Source organism: Streptomyces qaidamensis, assembly GCF_001611795.1.
Taxonomy (GTDB): Bacteria; Actinomycetota; Actinomycetes; order Streptomycetales; family Streptomycetaceae; genus Streptomyces; species Streptomyces qaidamensis.
The window spans coordinates 3,906,940-3,930,103 of the sequence record NZ_CP015098.1 but is presented as its reverse complement, the minus strand read 5'-3'; the positions used below and the strand labels follow the sequence as shown (position 1 = coordinate 3,930,103).

Below are 23,164 nucleotides of genomic sequence, written 5' to 3'. Positions count from 1 at the left end.
CCAGGGCCTTATGTACGCAGGTCCAGCACGGCACCCCCGGTCTCGCGCGGTACCCCGGCCACCGCCGACAGGACGATCGTCTCGTCCTCGCCCAGACCGAGGACCTCCTTGGTCTGGATCTCCTTGAACGCCCGTACCGGCCGCGCGAAGAGGCCCTCCGCGGCGGCGGCGAGACACAGGCCGTGGACCGCCCAGCCGCAGGCATGCTGGGCGGCGCTCCAGCCGGCGGGGCCGAAGCGGGCGAACAGTTCGCGGGGCCGGACCGAGAAGAAGACGGTGAGGGGGGCGTTGGCGATGCCGCAGCCGTTGACCGGCGTCAGGCCGTAGCCGTAGTTGGCCTCCAGACCGGCGGGGGCGGTGGGGTCCCGCCGGAGCAGGTCTGCGGTGCCGTCGTGGATGCGGTGTATCCCGGGGGTGTGGCCGTCGATGTGCTGGACGACGGCGGTGACGGTGACCGCGTCGAAGGCTTCCGCCAGGAGCGGGTGCGGTGGGGGGACTCCCAGCCAGGCCAGGGCCGTGGTCAGGGTCCGGGCGGGGAGGGGGGTGAGGCACTTGGCCGAGTCCATGCCGTGCAGGGCTCTGGGCATGCGGCCGGAGTGGCGGTGCCAGAGGAGGTCCGACCAGGTGGGGGCGTGGGGGGAGTCGGGCAGGGTGGGGGGCACGGCTGTGGTGACGGGCGCGGGCTGTGTGTGGCTGGTCGCGCGGTTCCCCGCGCCCCCGGGTCCGTGCGGCTGAGCCCGGTTGGCACGGACCACGTCGGTGAGGGAAGGGTCGCCCCCGGGGACCGGAGGCTCCTTGAAGCCGGTCACTTCGCGACCTGCGCCCTGCGGCTCGTCCAGCTCGACCAGCCACGGCAGCGACCACTCCCAGGTGTGCTCCACACCGAGCTCGCGCAGCAGCTCCGGGCCGTCCGCGGTGGGCGGCGTCAGCGTCGCCGGCAGCCCGAAGAGCTCCAGGCCCAGGCTCAGCGCGCGCAGCACCAGGCCCGTCTCGATCGCCACCAGCGAGCCCCGGAACCACTGGTACGCCCGGGGGATCGCGGTGTAGCGGCCGGTCAGGGCGATGCGCCCGGGGGTGCCCGTGCCCGGGCCCGTGAGGGTGTGGCGGGTCGGCTCCAGCAGGCGCCAGTCACGGCCGTCCCCGACGAAGGCGTGCACGGGGAACAGGCAGCGCGGTGAGGCGTAGGAACGGTGTTCGTTGTACGGGTTCTCCGGTTCGCGGCGCAGGGGCGCGAACGTGGCGGTCAGGGCGTGGGCCAGGGCCTCCGGCGACGCCGGGCCGGGGGCCGGGAGCCACGGGTACGGCAGGGCCGCCAGGCGGTCGGTGGTGCCCGGCGGCAGCGGGGTCGCGGGCCCCGGCGGGCGCGGTGGCGGGGGCGGGACGTGGGCATCGGGCGGCGGTGTGGCGGTCCAGGTCCACGGCGGTGGTTCCGGGGCGTCGTCGCCGGCGCCGTAGGCGTACCAGAGGGGCTCGCGGGCGATGCTGCTGTCGCCCTCGGGGCCCGGCAGGTCGACCGGGGCGCGCCGCGTCCAGGGCTCGGCGGGGGCCGTCACGGGAACGGGTGCGGGTCGTAGGGGATCGCCCGGTGCTCCTGGCCCGTGCCGCGCAGGGCGGCGCGCAGCCGGGGCAGTCCGTCCAGACGCTGCTGGGCGTGCCCGAAGCACATCGGCACGATGCCGGGCACGACGGCACGGGCCACCGCGATACCGGCGTCGGCGTGCTCCCGGCTGGTCTGGTCGACGACGACGATCCGGTCCAGGCCGGCGTCGGCGAAGAGGGAGGCCACGTACCGGAGGGTGCCCCGGACGTCACCGCCGGACGCGCGCTCCAGCCGTCCCGGCCAGTCCGGGAACGCCTCCTCCAGGGTGACGGCCGGGCCGCCCAGTCCGGCCAGGGCGCGGTGCCGGGTCTCGGGGATGGAGGAGAACCGCACGTGGTCCTCCAGCTCCTCCACCAGCCACGGATCCTCGACCATCCGCTCGACCTGCTCGCGCGTCCAGTCCACCGGGTTGGTGACCAGCTGTGCGACCTCGCGCAGCGCCCCGCGGATCGCGGACTCGGGTTCGGCGCCCGAACCGGCGGAGGAGAAGGTCGCCGGGAAGGGGTCCTTCTCGTTCACGGCGATCACCCACACCACCGGCAGGCCGATGTCCCGGGTGGCGACCAGGAGATGGACGTCGTAGCCGCGTGCCCGGATCAGCTCGACCATGGCCCGGCTGGTGGGGTCGGTGAGGGTGCCGACCGGGATGTGGGGGAGCGGCTCCGCCCGGTACCAGGACGTCAGGAAGGCGTCCCGCTCGGCCAGTTCGAAGAGGGAGTGCAGGGCGGCCTCTTCGTGGTTGGCGCCGACCGCGCAGCCGCTGGAGCAGTCGAAGAAGTAGTGCCGGCGGTTGGCGGCGCCGGCCACGCGCGCCGCCCGCCGGTCCCGGCGAAAGGCGTACTCGTACTGGTAGAAGGCATGGTCGGCCGGCACCAGCAGGGGGGTGCCGTCGGCCAGATCGTGCCCCCAGGCCCAGTCCATCGGGGTGTCGGCGGTGAACGGCGTCGCCCTGCTGGTCGGGTGGGCGAGCTGCTCGGCGGTGTAGCGGCCGAGACTGCCCGGGTCGACGGCCTGTCCGGCGACCTCGCGGTACGAGCGGCCGGTCAGCAGGGGGATGTCGTAGGGGTAGCCGCCGAGCCGCTCGTACGCCTCCAGGACGGCGACCGGTTCGGTCTCCGCGAACGTACGGGCCCTGCCGTGGCCCATCGCCGGGGCGTCCGCGACGACGGCCATGCTCATCGCGAACGGGGCGTGCGACTCGCGCAGGATCGCGCGGACCGGCCCGAAACGGTCGTCGACGAGCCGGTCCCGCAGGAAGCCGGGCTCGACGAGACGGCTCGCGGCGGTGCGGGTGGCGTCCCCGGGCACGGCGGGCCGGGAGGGGAGCGGGCGGGGCGCGGGGGCCTCGGTGGTCGTCAGGTCCTCGCGGGAGGGGCCGCAGGCCGGGCAGTGGAAGCTGCGGGCGATCCGGTGCCGCCGGGTGCCGCGGACCGTCACCGAGTAGGCCTCGCCCGGCGCGAGGGGGTGAGCGGCCAGGTGGTCCAGGCCGGTGCGCAGGAGTTCGGGCAGGAGCGGTGCGGGGCCCGCCGGGACGCGCATGGCCTGGGTGAGGTCGCCCACGAGCGGGTGGTCGAGGACGGTGCGTTCGCGCACCTCGGCGCAGGCGGCACAGCCGACGGCGGTGTCCGGCACCCACAGGGGGCCCACCATCACCTCGTCGTCGTACACCCGCACGGACAGGTGGGGGCCGCCGGCCCGCGTGACGCGGTCGCGTTCCCAGGTCAGGTCCCAGCCGAGGTTGACGGAGACGGTGGCCCCGGTGGCCCGGGCCAGGGGCGCGAGGGCGGGGAGCCAGTCGTCGTACGCCGTCGGGGGCAGGGCCGGGCCGGCGGTGATCGCATCAGTGGTCTGCATCGCCGGACTCCTCGGCGGTCGTCGGGACGGCGCGGACGGTCACCGGGCCGTGCCAGAAGGGGAGTTCGCCGAGCACCGGATCGGTGCGGCGCGGGTGGCCCGCGTGGACGGCGATCGCCGAGAGCTGCTCGCGCAGCGCCGCCCGGGCGGTGTCGTCCGCCGTCAGCAGGGCGTCGGTGGAGAGCCGGTCGGCCGTGCCGCCGCTCTGTGCGACGGCCAGTGCGGTGCACAGCGCGGCGTACGTCGCGTCGGCGGCGGTCGGGCCCCAGCCGCGGCCGAGCGGCCGCCCGGCGGCGGTGACCTCGGCCAGCGGCCAGCCGACACCGGCGTACCGCGTGACGGCGAGGACGGGTTCGGCCTCGCCGAGCAGCGCACGCACCTCGGCGAGGATGCGGCGGCCTTCCGCGTGCAGCGGGGTGTCCGCGTCGCGGCCGTCCCCGTCCTGGCGGGCGAGGTGGCGCAGGGCGCCGTCCAGCAGCCAGTGCTCGCGGGTGAGACCCGCCGCCGGGATGCCGGAGGCGCGGGTGCCGCGGTCGCGCAGGGCGGCCAGGGCGGCGGCGACGACCGCCGTCTCCTGGTGGGCGGCCCAGGCGGTGACCGTGCCCGTACGGTCCGCCCGGTGCTCGGCCGCGCGCAGGGCCAGGGGCATCTGCGGCAGGTCCTCGCCCTGCGGGGAGGCGAAGAGACCGGTCCAGCGGGCGGTGAGGACCCCGGCGGCGCCGAGCGCGTCCTCGGGGGCGGGGAAGGGCTCGGCGGGGGCGTCGCCGAGCCGGACGGCGACCGCTTCGCTCACGGGGGCGCCCGTGACGGTGACGCGGTCGGCCGTCAGATCCGGTCCGTGCACGACGTGGGCCTCACCGGGCTCCGCGACACCCGTGAGGGTGTCGGTCAGGAGCTGCGCGGCGAGCGCTCCCGCGAGGGAGTGGGCGATCGGCCCGGTCGCGGGCTCGACGCCCTCGGCGTCCGCCCAGGCCCTGACCCGGTCCCGGAAGACCTCCCAGACGCCGGGTGCGACACCGACGGGACCGACCAGCACCGGCCCGGGCCCGAGCAGCACGGGCACGTGCAGCGTGCCGTCCCCCTCGGTCCACGTCCGGTCACCGTCGAGAAACTCGACGACGACCCCGGGCACGCCCTCGCCCATCACAGACGCCGCCACCGCCGGGTCGCCGACGGGGGTTCGCGTGCCGGGTTGGTGCGCCGCCGGGTCGCCGGCGGGGGTTCGTGTGCCGGTGTGGTGCGTCGCCGGGTCGCCGGCGGGGGTTGGGGGGTGGTGCACCGCCGGGTCGCCGACGGGGGTTGGTGTGCCGGGTGCATCCACCGTCGGGTCGCCGACGGGGGTTCGCGTGCCGGGTTGGTTCACCGCCGGGTCGCCGGCGGGAGTCGGAGGGTGGTGCGCCGCCGGGGCGCCGGCGGGGAACAGGGGGCCGGAGTCGCCTGCCGGTCCCGGCCTGCCGGACAGCAGGGCGGGGTCCGCGTACATCGCGGGGTCGCAGACCGGGACCAGGGACGTCGGCGTGAGCGGAACGGCCGTCGCCGTCACGTCGGTCACGCCCGCCCGGCGCAGTCCGCGCAGGGCCGGGGCCGTCGCCGTCGCCGGGCCGTGCAGCCGCACCCGGGCCCGGCGCAGGCGGGCGAACGCCGCGTACGGGTCGTCGAGGCGGGCGGTGAGGCGCGCCAGGGTGCCGGCGTGCCGGGCGGCCAGCTCGGCCGGCGGCTCCGGCTCGGTGAGCGCGGCGGGGTCGAGCAGCAGGCCGTTCTCGCGGAGCTTGCCGAGGAGATGCCGTACGGCGGGCCGGGCCCGCTCGGTGCCGAACTCGGCGACCAGGGCGTCCTCCGTCGTCCCCGCCCGCAGCAGCGGCACACAGCCGTCCGCCACCGCGTACAGCAGCTCCGAGCCGCGCAGCACGAACTGCCCGCGGGTGCCGCTGAAGTAGACGCCCCCCGGCACGGGCGCGTAGTGCAGCCCGGGCCGGGCCATGAGCGGCACGGCATCCGAAGCCGTCCGCGCCGGGGTCCTCTCGACATCGGTGACGGTCATGACCGGACTCCTTCCACTGCCCCGCCGTCGGCCGGGTGGTACTCGAAGTGGCCTCCGGCCGTGCGGCCCACTTCGAGCACCCACTCCGTGGCGTGGGTGCCGTCCGTGACGCCGGGCAGGGCCTCCTCCAGATAGCTCGTGCCGGCCCCGCGGCGCTCCAGCATCCGCGGCAGGACCCGCACCGCCAGGGCGCTGGACAGGTCGACGTACTGCGGCTTCTGCGCCAGCCGCTTGGACTGGACGTCGGGGGCGCCCACCGAGAGCGGGCCCTCGTCCTCCGGCGCCGACTTGATGACGACCTCCTCGGGGACGCCGTGGCGGGAGCGCCAGGCGGTCAGGGCGAGGAGCCGTTCGTGTTCGTCGGGCCCGGCGGCCACGGCCGTGTCCAGTTCGGCACCGCCGTACCAGCGACGGCGTCCGATGAGGACGTCGCCGACGGCCATGCGCGGAGCCACGCGGGTGTGCTTGCCGTCCCACGGGGTCGTCGCGTGCCAGGAGTTGGGCAGGCTGTTGAAGAGCCGGCCGCTGATCACCAGGCCGGAGGCGACCGACAGCGGCGGCGGGAACAGGCCCGGGTGGCCGGTGCCCAGCGGCAGCACCCGCAGCGGGGCGCCGTCGGCGTCCTCGACCCGCAGCGTGTCGGTCTCCGGGTCGTGCGCCAGGCGCAGCGTGAACCAGTCCTCGGCCGTGAGGCCGCCCGGCAGCACCGGGGTGTGCGCGTTGACGTTGAGGCGGTGCAGGCCCAGGTCCTCGGTGATGCGGGTGCCGTCATGGCCGTAGAAGCGCCGCAGGTGCTCGGCCAGGCGGGGCAGGGCGCGGCCGCCCTGGCGGCGGTCGGCCTCCAGGAAGCGTGCGTACAGCATGCCGTGGCCCGGCAGCCCGTCGTTGAGGACGAGCTGGTCGCCGGCCTGCTGGAGCAGCACGCCGTAGATCAGCGGGTCGCTGCGGAAGCGGTCGGGCAGGGCCCGGGTCAGCTCGGCGACGTCCGCCGCGGTGAGCCGCAGGGTGTCCTCACCGGCCTGGGCGGTCTTGGTGAGGAGGGCGTGCACCTCCTCGGACAGCTCGCGGCGCAGCAGGTACATGCGCTCCAGGCAGCCGTCGGCCGGTCCGATCCCGGACAGCGCGGCGGCCTGCCCCGTGCCCCCGGGCCCGTACACGGCGGCCATCGCGGCGGCCCGCCGGGAGACCTCCCCGACGATGAACGCGGCGTGCTCGGCGAGCGGCACGTTCGCCCCGGCCCCGAAGCGCTCCGTGAACGCGGCGGTCATCAGGACCCGCACGTCGTGCAGCCAGTCGAAGACGGTCAGGAGCTCCACCGCCGGGCCGAGGCCGGCCAGCGGGGCGTGCCAGTCGGAGGCCGCCACCTTCAGCGGCGGCATGACGTAGTCCTCCTCGACCGTGATGTGCGCCGGGCGGCCCGCCGCCTGGCTGAACCGGCCGAGGTCCCCGCGCAGCCCGGCCAGCAGCGCGCCCCGCCCGGCGGCCGGGGCCTCGGTCACCCGTGGCAGTCCGGCGCGCACCCGGTTCGCCAACTCCCGTACTCCGGGCGGCTGTTCGACGTCGGGAAGGGTCAGCAGGTCGTCGTAGTCGCCTGCGGCGGTCTCCTCCTCGGGCCGGGTGAACGTGCACAGCACGCCCTGGTGCAGGGCCTGCCGTACGCGCCCCTCGGCCTCCTCGGCTGAGCAGCCGGCCCGGGCGGCGACGTGCTCGACGACGGCCGGGAACCTGCGCGGCCCCATCGACAGCGCGTCGAGCAGATGGGCCACGGGCCCGTCGAGCGGGACCGCGAGGCGGTGCATGCCCTGCTCGGAGAACTTCAGGAAGAACAGCTTGCCCGACTCCGGGTCGGGGGCCGAGGTGGGCGGCATCCCCACCCAGAGCCCGCTCGGGTCGGTGTCGTCGGCGGGCAGGCCGCCGAGGACGTAGTGGAGCATGACCCGGTCCAGGCCCGGCACCGCGTGCGCGCCGGTGAAGGGCACCTCGCCGGGGCGGACGGCGTCCGGGTCGCCGGCCGGGGCCGGTTCGGCGATGCCCACCGCGGTGAACCGGGAGAGTGGGCTGGTGCGCACCATCGCCCGGGTCACGTACTGGATCAGGCCGCGCTCGGACTTGCGGGTCCGGGCGGACACCTTGCCCGGGCCCTCGACCGCGGCCCGGTAGCGCTCGGCCTCCTGGTGCACCTCGGGGGCGATGAGCGCCAGGGAGCGCAGCAGGTCCCCGTCGCCCAGCAGGGCGGCCAGTACGGCGCGTTCGCGGTCGGCCGCGGCCGGGTAGCCCTGCGTGACCGCGGTGCGCAGGCGCTCCCGCCCGGTCCAGGCGGCCAGCCAGCGGGCGACCGACGGGGTCGCTTCGAGGCTCTCGGGCGTCTTCTTGGCGGCGCGGCCGTTGTGGACGGCGCGGCGCAGCGCGATCAGCTCGCGCCGCTCGGCGTCCGAGCCGGCCGCGCCGATCCGCTCGTAGAGCTCCTGCGAGCACACCTCGGCGACCTCGGCCAACTCGGCCTCGGCCCGGGCGAGTTCTGCGAGCAGGCGGCGCTGCTCCGGGTCGGCGAGGCGGGTCCTGCGCAGCGGGTTGACGCGCAGGAACCACTGGGGTTCGGGGCTGGTCATCGCGGGGCTCCCGTCGGTCGCGTGGCGGTGAGGCGCTCCCGCCAGCTGCTGCCGAGCACGTCGTCGACGGTCTCGGCGAGCGCGAAGCACATGTAGTAGCGCTGCATCGGGGAGACCGTGAGCAGGGGCAGCTGCTGGTAGAAGAGGTTCGTCAGCAGGCGGTAGGCGGCGAAGAACGGGGACGGGGTGCTGATCGCCCCCGAGCCGTGCACGGTCCGGTGGAAGTCGGTGTCCGGCTGCTCGCCGCGCGGCACCACCGCCTCCGCCCCGGGCGGGCCCATCCGGCTGCGGTCGACGCCGTCGGTGACGGAGTCGAGCAGGTCCGGCGTGAGGGCGCCCGTGGCGACGGCGTGGTCCAGGACCCCGGCGCCGTAGGCGAACGCGGTGCGCCACTGGGCGGCCGCAGGGGACACCGCACCGCTCAGGCGCTGTTCGACGACCTCGCGGATGCGGGGCGCCTCCTTGGCGAGCCGCTCCCGGAAGACCGGTCGCATGTCCTTGCGGGGAGCCGCCCAGGCGAGGAACGCCTCCACGTGCGAGCGGGGCGAGAACACCCCGTAGGCGGGCCCCAGAGCATGGGTGTCGACGAGGGCGGCGAACGCCTCCGCGAGGCGGACCGTGCCGCTGCCCGGCTCCTCGGCCAGGCCCTCGATCATCGTCAGCACCGGTGCCGCCAGGGCGCCGTGCACGACCGTGCGCAGGGCGTCGAGGCGCGGCTCCCGGGAGCGCAGCGCCGGATCGCCGGGGCCGACGCGCAGAACCGCGCCGTGCTCCCGCAGCGGCAGGTACGGCGGCTCCACCGCCTCCAGCCGGCCGAACTCGCGGGCCTGGTCGAGGTACACCTCCTCGGTCAGCGCCCGGGCCGGGTCGAGGGGGCCGGCGTCCCAGCCGGCCTCGATCGCCGCCCAGTCGACGGCGCCGCCGGGCGGCAGCGCGCCGGCCGGGGCGAGCACGTCGACGTGCGGCCCGTGCAGCCAGCCGCGGCGCACCTGCACGCCGGGCACGCCCCGCTCGCCCAGTCCGCGGGCGACCGGGACGACGTGGCGGGCCAGCCAGGCCGGTGTCACCGGCATCCGAGTATGGAGTCGCACCCCCGTCAGGCCGGCGGAATCCGGCCTCACGGCAATGCGCTCCGGAGCGTGAACCCCCATGTCCTTTCACCTTCCGAGAAGAGCCGCAATGAATTCGAGAACGTGAAACCCATGATTGGCGGCGGGAATTCGAGCCGGAAGGGAAAACGGTCCGGCGCTTACATACGTCATCGTTTCCGTGACGCCCGTCCGAGGGTGCGAGGTCGGAATGTTGCATTCCGCTTCGAGGCGCCGATGGGCTGACCGAAAACCGTCAAGAAGGCCGACCGGCCGGTGTATTCTCCGCGAGTGACATCTACGTCCCCCACGACACCCCCCACCCCGTCCGCCACGGACGCCGAGTGCCTCGCGCTCACCCGCAACCTGCGCCGCCGAGGCGTGCTGGTGCTCTCCCTGTTCGCCCTGATGTGGGCCCTGGCGGCGGCCTCCGGGACCGGCTCGGCGACGGACGCCGTGCCGCTCGGTATCGAGGCGGCGGCGCTGCTGCTCACGGCGTCGGCGATCTACCTGGGGTACCGCAGGGGCGCCGCGCCCTCGCCGCGGATGGTGAACCTGCCGGCCAACTGGGCGCGCGGCGTGGGCATCGTCAACACCGTCGAGCTGGCGGCCATCTTCGCCGTCATCGCCGCGTCCAACGCCGCCGGCCGGCCCGAGGCCATCCCCGCGGGCATCGCCCTCGTCGTGGGCCTGCACTTCTTCCCGCTCGCCCGCCTGTACGACCAGTGGCAGTACCGGTGGACGGCGTCGCTGCTGACCGCCGTCGCGGTCGCCGGGTTCGTGCTCGTCGCGGCCGGCCTCGCGAGCGAGACCGTGCGGATCGTGGTGGGCCTGGGCAGCGCGCTGGTGTTGTGGGCCTCGTCGTACCACCTGGCCCTGCGCGGCTGACGCGCGCCCAGCGCTGAACGCAAGGATGTGCCCGGCCGGCCGGGGCCGGACAGGCGCATCCTTGACGCGTTCACGCTGTGGTGCTGGTGCCGTGACGCCGGTTCAGCAGGCCGAGCAGGTGCTGGACGAAGAGGACGAGGTGCCGATCGAGCCGCTGGAGGCGCCCATCTCCGGCAGGGCGACGCCGTCGGTGACCTCGAGGGTCTCCAGCTCGTCCGCGTCGAAGCCCTCGAACGCCTTGTCCGCGTCCTGGTTCCTGATGTCCTTGGCGGTCATGTCGAAATCCTTCCGAAGATCCGGGATGAGTGGTTCAGCAGGCCGAGCAGGTGCTGGAGGACGAGGAGGAGGTGCCGATCGAGCCGCTGGAGGCGCCCATCTCCGGCAGGGCGACGCCGTCGGTGACCTCGAGGGTCTCCAGCTCGTCCGCGTCGAAGCCCTCGAACGCCTTGTCCGCGTCCTGGTTCTTGATGTCCTTGGCGGTCATGTCGCATTCCTTTCGTCGAGGCCGGGGATATCCGTCACCGGAAAATCCGGCCGTGCATTCCTGGTCGCCTTCCGGGATTTCTTTCCTTTCCCGTCCGGCTCTGACATCCATATTGCTCGGGCCGTCATCCCGGCGCCAGGGTTCGCCGCCGCCGGCTGACATTTATCACGGTGCGAGTGACTTTTCGCCGCCGCCCGGCTCTCCGGGGCCGTCGAGTGGAATTGCCCAGTCGGGGCTGTTCACCATGTGCCATTCCTCGCCCGGGTCGGCGGGCGGCTCGGTGCCGCCGGCCGGCGTACCCAGCAGGAAGTCGCCCACGGAGGACTCCCGCAGGTAGTCCAGGCCCAGCACCCTCGCCGACAGATCGGCGTCGCCGTTGCCCAGTCCGCAGGGCGCCAGGCCCATCGCCGTGGCCACCAGGTACATGGTCTGGTAGAGCACCCCGGTGTGCCGCAGCGTCGTCGCGTAGGCCATCGCCCGGTACTTCCAGGCCATGCGCTGGAACCGCGAGGTCACGGTGAAGAGCACGTCGGGGTGGACGTCGAAGCCCACCGAGCGGGACGCGACGCCCAGCAGGGCCCGCCGGGCCGCCTCCTCGGAGCTGACCAGGACCAGGCGGTGCGCGTAGGAGTCGTAGTGGTAGATGCCCGGCTCCAGCCCGTCGCAGCGCACCACCGTGGCGTACAGCTCCAGTTCGTACAGGGAGCCGCCGCTCGGGTACGGCCGCGAGACGACCTCGTCCTCGCCGGGGGAGTCCGGGCCCGGGGTGCGGTGCACGCGCACGCGCTGCACCCGGTACAGGAACTCGCCCAGCTCGCGTGCCGTCAACGCCCGCTCCCCGAAGGCGCGGTGGGAGCGGCGGGACTCGATCGCGGCGGTCAGTGACGGGTCGGCGGCGTCGAGATCGGCGCGCCGCGGGCGGTACAGCTCGGTCACCGGGCCGGGCGGCGCGGGCTTCACGGCGGGCTCCGGGTCGATCTCGCCCCGGTACGGATAGACGGCGCCGAAGACACCGTCGTAACGCCCCGAGCGGATGCGCGAGTGGAACAGCAGGTCGTGGAAGTCCCACTGGCGCAGCACCGGTTCGGTGTCGGAGGCGAACGTGCCGTCCGGGCCCGCGAGCTCGGCGAAACCGAGACCGACGAGGTGGGACAGCACGTCCAGGGTCTCCGCCTCGCTCAGCCCGGTGACCTCCCCGGCGCTGCCCGCCCGGCCGGGCTGCCCCAGGGCGGCGGCGAGTTCACGCGCGGCCCGGTCGGCCAGCACCGCGCGGAACTTCACCAGCGGTGACTCCAGGACGAGCACGCCGTCACGCGTCCGGCAGAACGCGAACCGGGAGAGCCGGACGCGGTCGCCGGCCGCCACGTCCGCGACCCGGTGCACGGCGTCCCGCGCGGTCGGCTCCAGCCGGACCAACTCCCGCCGCAGCGGCGGCTCGTCGTGCGTCAGCACGCTGTACGCCAGCAGCTGCGCGGCCCGCTCCAGCAGGGCGTCGGCGCGCTTCCGCCCGGCGGCGTCGAGGCCCTCGTACAACTCCTCGCGCGGCAGCGGGCCTTCGGCCAGCCGGAGCAGGACCCCGCGCAGCGGGCCGCGCACCGGGCGCAGGGCGAGAGAGGTGACGGGACCTCGCAGCAGCGCCGTGTCCGTGCCGTCGTCGAACGTCACCCGCACGTCGCCGCGCAGCGCCCGGGCGGCGGACTCGGGGGGTTTCTCGGTGATCGCTTTCGTGCCTGCGGGATTCATCGGGCCTCCGGTACGGACTTGCGTGGGCGGACCTGTCGAAATCCACTCTGCGGCCCGCTACACCGGCTCCCCCCGCACCGGCCGCACCGAATGACAGTCGCCATTCCCGCTCGTGACCGGGGTCATGGAATGCATGACAGATGACAGGGGCGGACTTCGATCGCTCGGACATTCGGCACCCGCAGCGCATGCTCGGAACAGGAATTCTCCCCGCAACTCACCGACAGCGAAGGAAAACCTCGTGTTCAGTCGTCGACATGCGATACGTCTCGGCCTCACCACCGGCGCCGTCGGCGCGGTCGGCGCGGCGGGCGGGGTCTTCCGGACGCTCACCGCCGCAGGGCAGGGCACGGCGGCCGGGAAGGCCGCACCGGCCGGCGCGGCGGCCGCCCCCGTCGAACCCTTCTCCCTGCCCCTGACGATCCCGCCGGTCCTCGCCCCGTACCGCCGCACCAAGACCGCCGACCACTACCGGATCACGATGCGCCGCACCGGCGTGGAGATCCTCCCGGGCACCCGCACCGACGCCCTGACGTACAACGGCACGTTCACGGGCCCCACCATCCGCGCCCGCACCGGCCGGACCACCGTCGTGCAGCAGATCAACGCCCTGGACATGCCGACCTCCGTGCACCTGCACGGCGGCAACAACCCGGTGGCGCACGACGGCGGGATGATGGACACCATCGCGCCGGGCCGCAGACGCACCTACGTGTACGAGAACAAGCAGCCCGGCGCCACCCTGTGGACGCACGACCACGCGCACCACATGGAGTCCGAGCATGTCTACCGGGGCCTGTCCGGCCTCTACCTGCTGCGCGACCCCGCCGAGGACCGGCTCGGCCTGCCTTCCGGGAAGTACGACATCCCGCTGGTCCTGCGCGACGCGCACTTCGACGACAACGACCAACTGGTGTACACGATGGACGACCCGGAGAACCGCACGACCATCCTGGTCAACGGCCGCCCCTGGCCCCGTCTGAAGGTCGAGGCGCGCAAGTACCGCTTCCGGCTGGTCAACTCCTGCAACCTGCGCATCTTCATCCTCGCGCTGTCCGACGGGTCCGCCACCCAGCACCCCGTGCAGCAGATCGGCACGGACGGCGGCCTGCTCGCCGCCCCCGCCGAGACGCCCGTGCTGGTCCTCTCCCCGGGCGAACGCATCGACTTCGTCGTCGACTTCTCGCGGTACGCGCCCGGCACCGAGCTCACCCTCGCCAACATGCTCGGGCCGGGGCCGACCGAACTCGTCGGCCAGGTCATGCGGTTCGACGTCGGCGAACGCACCGCCGACACCAGCAGGGTCCCCGCCACCCTCGCCACGCTGCCGGCCCTGGCGAAACCGACCGTGGAACGCAGCTTCGACCTCTCCATGGACGAGCCCGGCTCCGGTGGCCACCAGGCCTACATCAACGGCAAGACCTTCGACCCGGACCGCATCGACACCCACATCGAGTGGGGCAGCACCGAGGTCTGGACGGTGACCAACAAGAGCGCCACCGTCCCGCACAACTTCCATACGCATCTGGTGCAGTTCCGCATTCTCGAGCGGGACGGGCAGCCGCCTTATCCGGCGGAAACCGGCTGGAAGGACACCGTGCTGCTCTTTCCCGGCCAGACCGCGAAACTCCAGCTCACCTTCGATTCGCACCGCGGTGTTTATCCGTACCACTGTCACATGATCGACCACAGCGCCATGGGAATGATGGCGCAGATGAAGATCGCCTGATTCCCGGAACCGACTTCTTCCTTCGGAAAGGAGGGCCATGACCACCGAAGCCATTCCCCGCCCCTATGCGCGCCGCGTCCTCGCGGCGCTGGGCAGGGACCCGACCCGCATCGTCCTGCACCGGCCGGAACGCACGGTGACGGCAGGCGAGTTGCACGCGTCCGTCCTGGGCAGTGCGGCGCTCCTGCACTCCCACGGCGTCCGCCCCGGCACCACCGTCGCCATCCTGACCGGCCCCAACCACCCGCTGATGCTCAGCGCCCGCTGGGCCGTCCATCTGCTCGGCGCCACCTCCGTCTACGTCCGCTCGATGAACCCGCGCACGGACACCGAGACCTTCTCGGTCGCCACCCAGACCGGGCTGCTGCGTGACCTCGGGGTGTCGCTGCTGCTCGTGGACGACACGGACGAGGAGAGCGCGTCCCGCGGCAGATGGCTGGCGCGGCGACGGCCCGGCCTGACCGTGCGGGCCATCCCGCGCACGGCGGACGGGCACGACACCGTGCCGCCGGCCCCGCCGCCGCACCCCGGCGACCTGGCCGTCGTCGACTTCACCAGCGGCAGCACCGGCCGCCCCAAGATGGTCGCCCAGCGCTACGGCACCCGCGAGCACCTCGTCGGCCGGCTGGCCTCCGGCCTCGACCCCCGGGGCCCGGCGACACTGCTGTCCGTCACACCGGTCAGCCACACGACGGCACCCATGGCCGACGCCGTGCTGTGCTCAGGCGGCACGGTCGTCCTGCACGACGAGTTCGACGCGGGCGCGACCCTGACGGCCATCGCCGAACTGGGTGTGACCGACGTCTACGTGGCGGTGCCACACCTGTACCGCCTGCTCGACCACCCGCTGGTCACGTCGTACGACCTGTCGTCGCTGCGCCGCATCACCTACAGCGGCACCCCGGCCGCCCCCGAGCGGGTCCGGCAGGCGGTCCGCGTCTTCGGCGACGTACTGATCCAGGTCTACGGCACCACCGAAGCAGGCGGCATCAGCAGCCTCACCCCGCTCGACCACCGCGAGCCCGAACTGCTGGGCTCGGCCGGCCGTCCCTTTCCCTGGGTACGCGTGGAGATCCGGGCAGCCGGCTCGGGCACCCCGCTGGGCCGCGGCCGGACCGGCGAGATCTGGGTCAACTCGCCGACGGTGTCAGCCGGTTACCTCGACGACGCGGAGCTCACCGAGGCGACCTACCGGGACGGCTGGCTGCGCACCGGCGACCTCGGGCACTGGGACCACTACGGCTACCTCCGCCTGGACGGCCGGGTCGGCGACGTCATCAAGCACGGCGGCCTCAAGCTCGACCCCGCCGCCATCGAGGCGGCCCTGCTGCGGCACCCGCAGGTCCGGCAGGCGGCGGTGTTCGGCGTCCACGACGAGGATTTGGTGGAGCAGGTCCACGCCGCCGTCGAACTCCACTCCGGCGCCGGCCACACCTCCTGCGACCTGCGCGGCTACGTCGCCGCGACCCTCACCCCGGAACACGCTCCCGTCAGCGTCTCGGTCTGGCCCGAACTGCCGCTCACCCCATCGGGAAAACCGGACCGTGCACGGCTGCGCGGGGTCACGACCCCGGTACGGGCCCGCCCCACGGGAGACGCTCCACCGAAACGGGTCACCGGCTCCTCAGCGGGGCCGGGGTCCGCGACGGGGCGGGTGTCCGATACGGGGCCGGTGTCCAGGATGGGGCCGGTGTCCGGTACGGGGCCGGGGTCCGCGACGGGGCCGGGGTTCGTTGCGGGGCGGGTGTCCGCGACGGGGCCGGTGTCCGATACGGGGCCGGTGTCCACGATGGGGCCGGTGTCCGGTACGGGGCCGGTGTCCGCGACGGGGTCGGTGTCCACGATGGGGCCGGTGTCCGGTACGGGGCCGGTGTCCGGTACGGGGCGGGTGTCCGCGAGGGGGCCGGGGTCCGCGACGGGGCCGGGGTTCGTTGCGGGGCGGGTGTCCGTGACGGGGTCGGTGTCCGATACGGGGTCAGCCGCGACGGAGCCCATCCCCCCGGCCGTAGACCACCCGGCGGGACACCCCCCGGCCGTGGGCCCCCCGGCGCGCCACCCGCTGGCCGAAGGCCCACCGCCGACGCGCCCGGGCGAAGGCGTGCCGTCGATGCGCCCGGCGGACGGTTCGCCGCCGACGCGCCAGGCAGACGGCCTGCCGTCGATGCGCCCGGCGGACGGTTCGCCGCCGACGCGCCAGGCAGACGGCCTGCCGCCGACGCGCCCGGCAGGCGCCCCCGCTCCGCCACCCGCGGAGCGACGCGGCACCGGTCCGCCCGACCCCGGCGGTACCGCCGGACCAGACGCCCGCCGGACCACCGACCGGCGTACGCGTACCGATCCGCGCAACAGAAAGGGCATCCCATGACCGCATTCGGCCACTTCGCCAGGTCACTGAGGCTGCGGCGGCTCTACCGCCACAGCACGGCAGGCCTGATGATCACCCCTCTCGACCACTCGATCAGCGACGGGCCCGTCGCACCCAAGGGCACCAGCCTCGACCACCTCGCCGGGCAGCTCGCCGCCGGCGGCGCGGACGCGGTCGTCGTGCACAAGGGCAGCGTCCGGCACATCAGCCCGGAGCGGTTCGCCGCGATGTCGCTGATCATCCATCTCAACGCGTCCACCAGCCAGGCGCTCGACCCCGACGCCAAGTACGTGGTGACGCAGGTCGAGGAGGCCCTCCGGCTCGGCGCGGACGCGGTGAGCGTCCACGTCAACGTCGGCTCCGACGACGAGCGGCAGCAGATCGGCGACCTCGGACGGATCGCCGACGCCTGCGATCGGTGGAACCTGCCGCTGCTCGCCATGGTGTACCCACGCGGCCCCCGGGTGACCGACCCGCGCGACCCGGACCTGGTGGCGCACGCCGTCACCGTCGCCTCCGACCTGGGCGCCGACCTGGTCAAGACCGTCTTCCTCGGCTCGACCGCGGAGATGCTCGACCTGACCGCCGCCTGCCCGGTGCCCGTACTCGTCGCGGGCGGCCCCGCGATGCCCACCGAGGAGGACGTCCTGGCCTACGTCCGCGACGCCCTGGCCGGCGGCGCGGGCGGGGTGGCGATGGGCCGCAACATCTTCCAGGCCTCCGACCCGCGGCGGCTCGCCGCCAAGGTCGCCCGGCTGATCCACCACTTCCCGGAGCAGCACTTCGCCCCGCTCGCCTTCCCGGCCGACGCACACCGGGCCGAGCGGCTGACCCCCGATCACCTGGACGCCCCGGCCCACCCCGGCGCGCCCGGCTCCCCGCTCGACCACGACACGCACCACCTCTCCGACCCTTCGTACTCCTCACACCCGACAGGAGGTCCGCATCATGACGGACGCAAAACTGTGCTGGCTTGACATCCGAGGCGCCGGCACCGCCACCCAGGCCGTCCTCGAAGAGGCCCTGCACCAGCGCATCGACGGCATCGTCGCCGCCGACCCGGCCGCCTTCGCCGGCCTGCCTCCCACCGTCCGCAAGGTCCTGCTCTTCGAGGACGGCCTCGACGCCGTCCCCGCCGACCTCGGCGCCGCCGACCTGGTCGTCGTCCCCGGCCCCCGTGAGGAGCGGGCGGCGCTCCAGGAGGCCCACCCGGACGTCGAGTTCGGCCGCTACGTGGAGATCGTCGACGCCGACACCCTGGAGGACGCCTGCCTCGCGGCCCGCCTGGAGCCGTGGAGCGTGCTCGACTTCCGCGACCCCACCAAGATCCCGCTGGAGATCGTGATCGCCGCCGCCACCGGCGCCCCCGGCTCCATCATCACCACCGCGTCCAACACCGAGGAGGCCGAGATCATCTACGGCGTCCTGGAATTGGGCTCGGACGGCGTCCTGATGCGGGCCAACACCGTCGGCGACGCCACCGCCCTGCGCACCGCCGCCAGCGCCCGCGGCGGCGAGATCGACCTGGTCGAACTCACCGTCACCCGGACCACGCACATCGGCATGGGGGAGCGGGCCTGCGTCGACACCACGACCCACTTCCGCAAGGACGAGGGCATCCTCGTCGGCTCGCACTCCAAGGGCATGGTGCTGTGCGTCAGCGAGACCCACCCGCTGCCGTACATGCCGACCCGCCCCTTCCGGGTCAACGCCGGCGCCCTGCACTCGTACACCGTCTCGCAGGCCGGCCGCACCCACTACCTCAGCGAACTCCACGCCGGCAGCAAGGTGCTGGCCGTCGACGTCAAGGGCCGCACCCGGCCCGTCAGCGTCGGCCGCGTCAAGATCGAGACCCGTCCGCTGATCTCCATCGACGCGGTCGCCCCGAGCGGGCAGACGGTCAACCTGATCCTCCAGGACGACTGGCACGTGCGCGTCCTCGGCCCGAACGCCGCCGTCCTCAACTCCACGGAGCTGAAGCCCGGCGACACCATCCTCGGGCACCTGCCCACCGCCGACCGCCATGTCGGCTACCCGATCGACGAGTTCTGCCTGGAGAAGTGACCCTGGCACCTCACCGCACATCCACCGCACCAGCCCGACCAGCGCTCGCACGGCACCAACGCCCCGCCCCGGCACCCTCTGTGCCGGGGCCGGCGCACGTTCGCCCACCGCCCGCGCGACCCTCACCGCAGCCCGTTTCCCGCCCGCCCCCCGGGCGGTCCTCACAGCAACCCGTGCTCCGCCCACCATCCGCGCGCCCCTCACAGCAACCCGTGCTCCGCCCACCAACCGCGCGACCCTCACAGCAGCCCGTGTTCCCCGGCGATCCGCGCCGCGTCGAACCGGTTGCGCCCGCCGAGCTTCTTGATCGCGGCGGACGTCAGATTCCGTACCGTCCCCGCCGCCAGATACAGCTCGCCCGCGATCTCCTTCACCGTCGCCCCACCGGCCGTCAGCCGCAGCACGTCCATCTCCCGTGTGCTCAGAGAGAGTTCACCGACGGCGACCGGCCGCAGCAGCGACGGGTCGACGGTCAGACAGCCACCCGCGACGCCCATCAGCGTCGTGACCAGCTGGGGCAGCCGGGCGTTCTTCGGCACGACACCCAGCGCACCGGCCGCCACGGCCCGGTCCACCACCGACGCCGTCGCCGCCCCGACCATCAGCGCCACCCCGCACCGGGGATGCCGGCTCCGCACGTCGGTCGCGACGCGCAACGCCTTCCCGCCCATCGTGGACTCGCCGAGCAGCAGCACCGTCGGCCGGTGCCGCTCCACGGCCGGCTGGACGGAGTCGTACGACGTGGCCAGGCCGACGACCTCCAGCCCGTCGACGCCGTTGAGCGTCTCGGCGAAGGCCTCCAGCACGAGTTGGTGATCACCAGCGAGGACTATGCGTATCGACATGCTCGACCCCCGTACGGCAGGACTAAGGCAAAGACTCGGGAAAACATGACAGGCGCCGGCCGTCACCCGGAGGGGGTGCGCCACTGCTCGTGCAGCCGCACCAGCCGCTCCACCACCGACTGGGCCGCCTCTTCCAGGCTGAAGCCCTGGCCGCTCACGTCGACCTCGATGTGCTCGGCGCCGGCCGGCAGGGAGGCCGCGACCACACCCGACGCGACGCGGAAGGCCTGCACCGGTCCCTCGCCTCCGCTTGCCGACGGCACGACCACGACACTCGCGGTGACCTGACCGAGGTCGGCGGCGATCTGACCGGTCAGCGCGCGGAAGCTCTCAGGCCGTTCCACATCGGCTTGATACGGCAACGCGACCAACCCGATTCCGGCCAGTTCCTTGCACAGGAACGCCGCGTTGGTGGCGGCGTCGTCATCACGCCCCGGGTGCCCGGCACCGACCACGGCGACCGCGGCGCCCAGCGCGCACAGCTGACTCGTGACCCGCCGGCCGACCCCGGTGGTGGCGTCGACGACGAGGACGACACAGCCGTGCAACGGCGGTAGTACATGTGCGACTGTGTGCGACACCGGAACTCCTGAGCGGGTAACGTGGCCAATATGTGAACGATCTACGGGGGTTCTTCGCATACCCTGCGCTGCTCCCCCGAGCCGCGCCGCCGCTCTCCAGCCGGCGCGGCGGTCCGGTCCAGACATGCGGTTCACATGTGGTTCAAGGGGGAGACGCCACGTGGACGACGTATCGCCGCTCGATCAGCAGACCCTCGCGGTGTACCGCGCGATCCTGTTCCACAAGCAACATGATCCGGACAAGCTCGCCGAGCTCCTCGACATCGGCCGCGACGACGTGCACATGGCGCTCACGCGCCTGTCGGACCTGTCGCTGCTCGCTCCCTCGGGAGACTCACCCGGCACGCTGCGCGCGGTGAACCCCTCGCTCGGACTGAAGGTCCTGCTCCAGCGGGAACAGGACGAACTGGCCTGGCGGCAGCAGCGCATCGAGCAGAACCGGGCCGCTCTCGCCGCGCTCGCCGCCGAGTACACGGCCTCGGCCGGGTCCGGCTCGGACGGCACCGAGCAGCTCGACAACGTGGACGAGATCCGCATCCGGCTGGAGGCCCTCGCCGAGTCGTGCCAGCAGGAGTCCCTGGTCTTCCACCCCGTGGGCGGACTGACCAAGGAGGCCATCGAGGCGTCCCGTCCGCTGAACGAACGGGCGCTCGCCCGGGGCGTCCGGTTCCGCTCGATCTACCTCGACAGCGCCGTCAGCGACCGGGTGACCAGAGCCCACGCGCAGTGGATGGCGGAGCACAACAGCGAGGTCCGCACCTCGCCGACCCTGCCCATGCGCCTGCTGATCGTCGACACGACCGCGGCCATCGTGGCCAACCTGCCCGGCCAGACGGGCCCCGCCGCCCTGATGTTCCACAGCCGCCCCGTGGTGCTCGCCATGCGAGCCCTGTTCGAGGCGTACTGGGAACACGCGACGCCGTTCCATCAGCAGTCCCCCGACGAGGACCCGCAGGGCCTCACCCCGCAGGAGCGCAAACTCCTGCAGCTCCTCGCCACCGGCCTCACCGACGAGGCGGTGGCCCGGGCCCTCGGCATCGGGGTCCGCACCGAACGCCGCATCATGGCCGAGCTGATGGAGCGCCTGGGCGCCTCCAGCCGCTTCGAGGCGGGGGTCCAGGCGGCCCGCCGCCAGTGGATCTGACGGCCGGTCACCGACGGGATCACCGCTCGCCCACCGGACCGGGCTGCCAGGTGAAGTCGTCGGGACCCTGGGCCGGCGAGCGGTGCCAGCTGAAGTCGTCACCGCTGTGCAGCGGCCCCGGGTTCCAGGTGAAGTCGTCGCCGCCCAGGGGCAGCGGCGTCCACGTGAAGTCGTCCGGCGAGCCCGGCAGGTGCGGCAGTACGACGCCGACCGGGATCTCGCCCTGTGCGGCGACGGCCGGGCCGGTGCCCTGCTGCCCGGCGGCCTGAGCGGGCGCCGCCCAGGCGAGGGTGGCGAGCACGGCCGAGCCGAGGACGACGGCGGCGGAACAACGCTTGGTGATGCGGATCATTTCTGGTCTCCGTTCCCTGCGTGAGTCAGAACCTTCGCGACGCTGCGCATGGAGCCGGTGGTGCTTCAGCTCCCCCGGACCGTTCCGCGTTCCCCGCGCTTCCCGGCCGCTGAGAAGAGACAACCATCCCGCCGATGCCCCTGTCCGCATCCGGCCCCGCCAGGAAGCTGCCTGGCAGGGAGTTGCACCCCGGTCCCTGAGGGGGGCACGCCACGGCTGCTGTGTCGTGGCGTGTGGTGGTGCGGTTGGTGCCGGTGAGCGGCTTCTCCCGGCTTCTGGTGGGCCAGTGCCGGAGACGTCCGGCGTGTGCGGGACTGGGGCACCTGGCAGCTGGTTGCACGGCTGGAGCGTGCCCTCAGGGACCTGCTCTGACGGTGCCCGGGGACTCTCCGCCAGTGGCTACTCCAAGTGGCCCCGCACGACATCGAGGAACGCCCGCCGACTGGGGCGAATACAGGCCCAGACCTTCTCGTCCTGCGGCTCTTCCGGATCGTCGGGGCCCTTTCTGATCACGTCCTGGACGTCGTACGCCAGTCGACGTGCCGCCTCGTTCACCTCGGACGCGCACAGCATGTGGATCGTCTTCTGCGCCACCCACATCCGGTCGATGGACTGCTTGGCCCGCGCTTCCCACTGCTCGTCGGCCAGACGGTGGTGGTGGCGGTCCACGGCGACCCGTTCGGCTTCCTGCACCGCGGACAGGAAGTCGACGAGGTGGGCGACGCGTTCGTTGCGACGCGCCTCGGCGCGTTCACGAGAGCTCCGCCGCACTTCGGCCCGCTCCGAAGCGCGGCCCAACGAGTACTGGGTCAGGGTCGATACGAGGCCACCGAGCACAACGCCGATGAACGGCAGGAACGTTGTCGAGATCACGGCTCACTGTGGCACCCGCACGGCAGGTGTCGCGGTTCTTCCGGATATGTCGCGCGAGGCGTCTGCGCATGGTGTAGCGCTCCGGACTTGGTTACTTGGCGCCACCTGAACGACGTCGGAGCCGGCGCCCGACGGCCAGGTGCCATCGGAGCTCACCGTCGTGCCATTCGCCGGTGGGGGTGAGCCCGGCGGCGGTGGCGACCGCCGCGGACGCCCGATGCTCAGGGTGGATGTGGGCCAGCACGACGTCCACCGGCTGCCGACCGAGCCAGTCGACGAGTCCCCGGGCCGCTTCGGCGGCGATGCCCCTCCCTTGCCACGGCGCCCCCACCACCCAGGCGACCTCGGCGACGGTTCCGTGGCCGGAGGGGCCGACCGTCGCCTGCACGGTGCCCGCCAGACAGGACTCGGCACGGAGCCGGATCACCCAGTTCAGCCAGGAGACGGCCGGATCGGGAGAGCCCGCGGTGATGCGCTGGTAGCGCGAGCGCAGGGCCTGCGGGGTGTCCGGAGTACCGCCGATGAAGGTGTGCAGGGCCGGATCGGACAGCACGGCGGCCATCTCCTCGGCGTGCTCGACACGCAGCGGGAGGAGGTCCAGCCGCTGGGTCCCGATGGCCTGGGCAGCGAGGGCGCTCACGCCCCGACCCGGCTGTGCAACTCGTCGTCGACCACCGCAAGCACGCGCGTGCCTTCCCGACCGACGCGGCCACGTCGGCCTTGCTCTATGAACCTCTCGGTCGATCCATGGGCAAGGTACGCCTTCTTCGCCTCTCCGAAGGCACCCCATGCGGCTTCGACAGCGCGTACGGCGGCGGGCTCGACACCACGCTGCTCCAGGGCCGCGCGGGGCCGACCAGGGGCGTGCCATTGTTGAATCCCACTGATGACCGGATGGCGCGAG

General features: G+C 73.6%; 19 protein-coding genes. 6 read left to right on the top strand and 13 right to left on the bottom strand.

Annotated elements, in window-relative coordinates; genetic code table 11:
* Positions 1-8: 8 nt before the first annotated feature.
* Genes A4E84_RS45230 through A4E84_RS17145 form a run of 5 tightly spaced genes read right to left on the bottom strand, consistent with a single transcriptional unit; the run spans position 9 to position 9,177 of the window.
* Positions 9-1,553, bottom strand: a complete 1,545-nt coding sequence (locus A4E84_RS45230; protein WP_062927427.1) for a nitroreductase family protein — start codon at positions 1,551-1,553, stop codon at positions 9-11.
* Positions 1,550-3,454, bottom strand: a complete 1,905-nt coding sequence (locus A4E84_RS17160; RefSeq protein ID WP_062927426.1) for a TOMM precursor leader peptide-binding protein — start codon at positions 3,452-3,454, stop codon at positions 1,550-1,552. Before A4E84_RS17160 ends, A4E84_RS45230 begins: the two co-directional genes overlap by 4 nt.
* Positions 3,441-5,495, bottom strand: a complete 2,055-nt coding sequence (locus A4E84_RS17155) for a hypothetical protein (protein WP_062927425.1) — start codon at positions 5,493-5,495, stop codon at positions 3,441-3,443. Before A4E84_RS17155 ends, A4E84_RS17160 begins: the two co-directional genes overlap by 14 nt.
* Positions 5,492-8,104, bottom strand: a complete 2,613-nt coding sequence (locus tag A4E84_RS17150; RefSeq protein WP_062927424.1) for a lantibiotic dehydratase — start codon at positions 8,102-8,104, stop codon at positions 5,492-5,494. The genes A4E84_RS17155 and A4E84_RS17150 overlap by 4 nt, the downstream gene beginning before the upstream one ends.
* Entirely contained in the window at positions 8,101-9,177 is a 1,077-nt protein-coding gene (locus A4E84_RS17145; RefSeq protein WP_174569434.1) for a hypothetical protein, read from the bottom strand. The genes A4E84_RS17150 and A4E84_RS17145 overlap by 4 nt, the downstream gene beginning before the upstream one ends.
* Positions 9,178-9,483: 306 nt before the next feature.
* On the opposite strand from A4E84_RS17145, the gene A4E84_RS17140 reads away from it, so the two are divergent.
* Complete coding sequence (locus A4E84_RS17140) at positions 9,484-10,080, top strand: DUF7010 family protein (RefSeq protein ID WP_237304940.1); 597 nt, start codon at positions 9,484-9,486, stop codon at positions 10,078-10,080.
* A 102-nt stretch (positions 10,081-10,182) separates the two neighbouring features.
* On the opposite strand, the gene A4E84_RS40815 is transcribed toward A4E84_RS17140, so the two are convergent.
* The 3 genes from A4E84_RS40815 to A4E84_RS17135 form a co-directional block, all read right to left on the bottom strand.
* Entirely contained in the window at positions 10,183-10,356 is a 174-nt protein-coding gene (locus A4E84_RS40815) for a thiazolylpeptide-type bacteriocin (protein ID WP_079128999.1), read from the bottom strand.
* A gap of 34 nt (positions 10,357-10,390) precedes the next feature.
* Positions 10,391-10,564: a thiazolylpeptide-type bacteriocin gene (locus tag A4E84_RS40810; protein ID WP_078615318.1), complete on the bottom strand. Its 174-nt coding sequence runs from the start codon at positions 10,562-10,564 to the stop codon at positions 10,391-10,393.
* 165 nt (positions 10,565-10,729) lie between these two features.
* Positions 10,730-12,307 carry a SagB/ThcOx family dehydrogenase gene (locus tag A4E84_RS17135; protein ID WP_062927422.1) on the bottom strand — a complete coding sequence of 526 codons (1,578 nt, stop codon included), beginning with the start codon at positions 12,305-12,307 and terminating at the stop codon, positions 10,730-10,732.
* A 241-nt stretch (positions 12,308-12,548) separates the two neighbouring features.
* Between A4E84_RS17135 and A4E84_RS17130 the strand changes: the two genes are divergently transcribed.
* From A4E84_RS17130 to A4E84_RS17115, 4 genes are read left to right on the top strand one after another with little or no spacing between them, the layout of a single operon-like run.
* Positions 12,549-14,036: a multicopper oxidase family protein gene (locus A4E84_RS17130; protein WP_062927421.1), complete on the top strand. Its 1,488-nt coding sequence runs from the start codon at positions 12,549-12,551 to the stop codon at positions 14,034-14,036.
* Between the two features lie 37 nt (positions 14,037-14,073).
* A complete protein-coding gene (locus tag A4E84_RS45330) occupies positions 14,074-16,401 on the top strand; it encodes an AMP-binding protein (protein ID WP_063827501.1) in 2,328 nt (775 codons plus the stop codon).
* Positions 16,398-17,378, top strand: coding sequence for a 2-amino-3,7-dideoxy-D-threo-hept-6-ulosonate synthase (locus tag A4E84_RS17120; RefSeq protein ID WP_062927420.1), 981 nt, complete (start codon positions 16,398-16,400; stop codon positions 17,376-17,378). The genes A4E84_RS45330 and A4E84_RS17120 overlap by 4 nt, the downstream gene beginning before the upstream one ends.
* Positions 17,350-18,465, top strand: coding sequence for a 3-dehydroquinate synthase II (locus A4E84_RS17115; RefSeq protein WP_031104993.1), 1,116 nt, complete (start codon positions 17,350-17,352; stop codon positions 18,463-18,465). Before A4E84_RS17120 ends, A4E84_RS17115 begins: the two co-directional genes overlap by 29 nt.
* Positions 18,466-18,704: 239 nt before the next feature.
* On the opposite strand, the gene A4E84_RS17110 is transcribed toward A4E84_RS17115, so the two are convergent.
* Positions 18,705-19,310, bottom strand: coding sequence for a response regulator transcription factor (locus A4E84_RS17110; RefSeq protein ID WP_062927419.1), 606 nt, complete (start codon positions 19,308-19,310; stop codon positions 18,705-18,707).
* A 62-nt stretch (positions 19,311-19,372) separates the two neighbouring features.
* Positions 19,373-19,891 carry a hypothetical protein gene (locus tag A4E84_RS17105; RefSeq protein ID WP_237304939.1) on the bottom strand — a complete coding sequence of 173 codons (519 nt, stop codon included), beginning with the start codon at positions 19,889-19,891 and terminating at the stop codon, positions 19,373-19,375.
* Between the two features lie 160 nt (positions 19,892-20,051).
* On the opposite strand from A4E84_RS17105, the gene A4E84_RS17100 reads away from it, so the two are divergent.
* Positions 20,052-21,035, top strand: coding sequence for a helix-turn-helix domain-containing protein (locus tag A4E84_RS17100; RefSeq protein ID WP_062927417.1), 984 nt, complete (start codon positions 20,052-20,054; stop codon positions 21,033-21,035).
* 19 nt (positions 21,036-21,054) lie between these two features.
* On the opposite strand, the gene A4E84_RS17095 is transcribed toward A4E84_RS17100, so the two are convergent.
* From A4E84_RS17095 to A4E84_RS17085, 3 genes are all read right to left on the bottom strand, one after another.
* Positions 21,055-21,387, bottom strand: coding sequence for a hypothetical protein (locus A4E84_RS17095; protein ID WP_062927416.1), 333 nt, complete (start codon positions 21,385-21,387; stop codon positions 21,055-21,057).
* Between the two features lie 399 nt (positions 21,388-21,786).
* Positions 21,787-22,260, bottom strand: a complete 474-nt coding sequence (locus tag A4E84_RS17090) for a hypothetical protein (RefSeq protein WP_062927415.1) — start codon at positions 22,258-22,260, stop codon at positions 21,787-21,789.
* 91 nt (positions 22,261-22,351) lie between these two features.
* Entirely contained in the window at positions 22,352-22,900 is a 549-nt protein-coding gene (locus A4E84_RS17085) for a GNAT family N-acetyltransferase (RefSeq protein WP_062927414.1), read from the bottom strand.
* Positions 22,901-23,164: the final 264 nt, after the last annotated feature.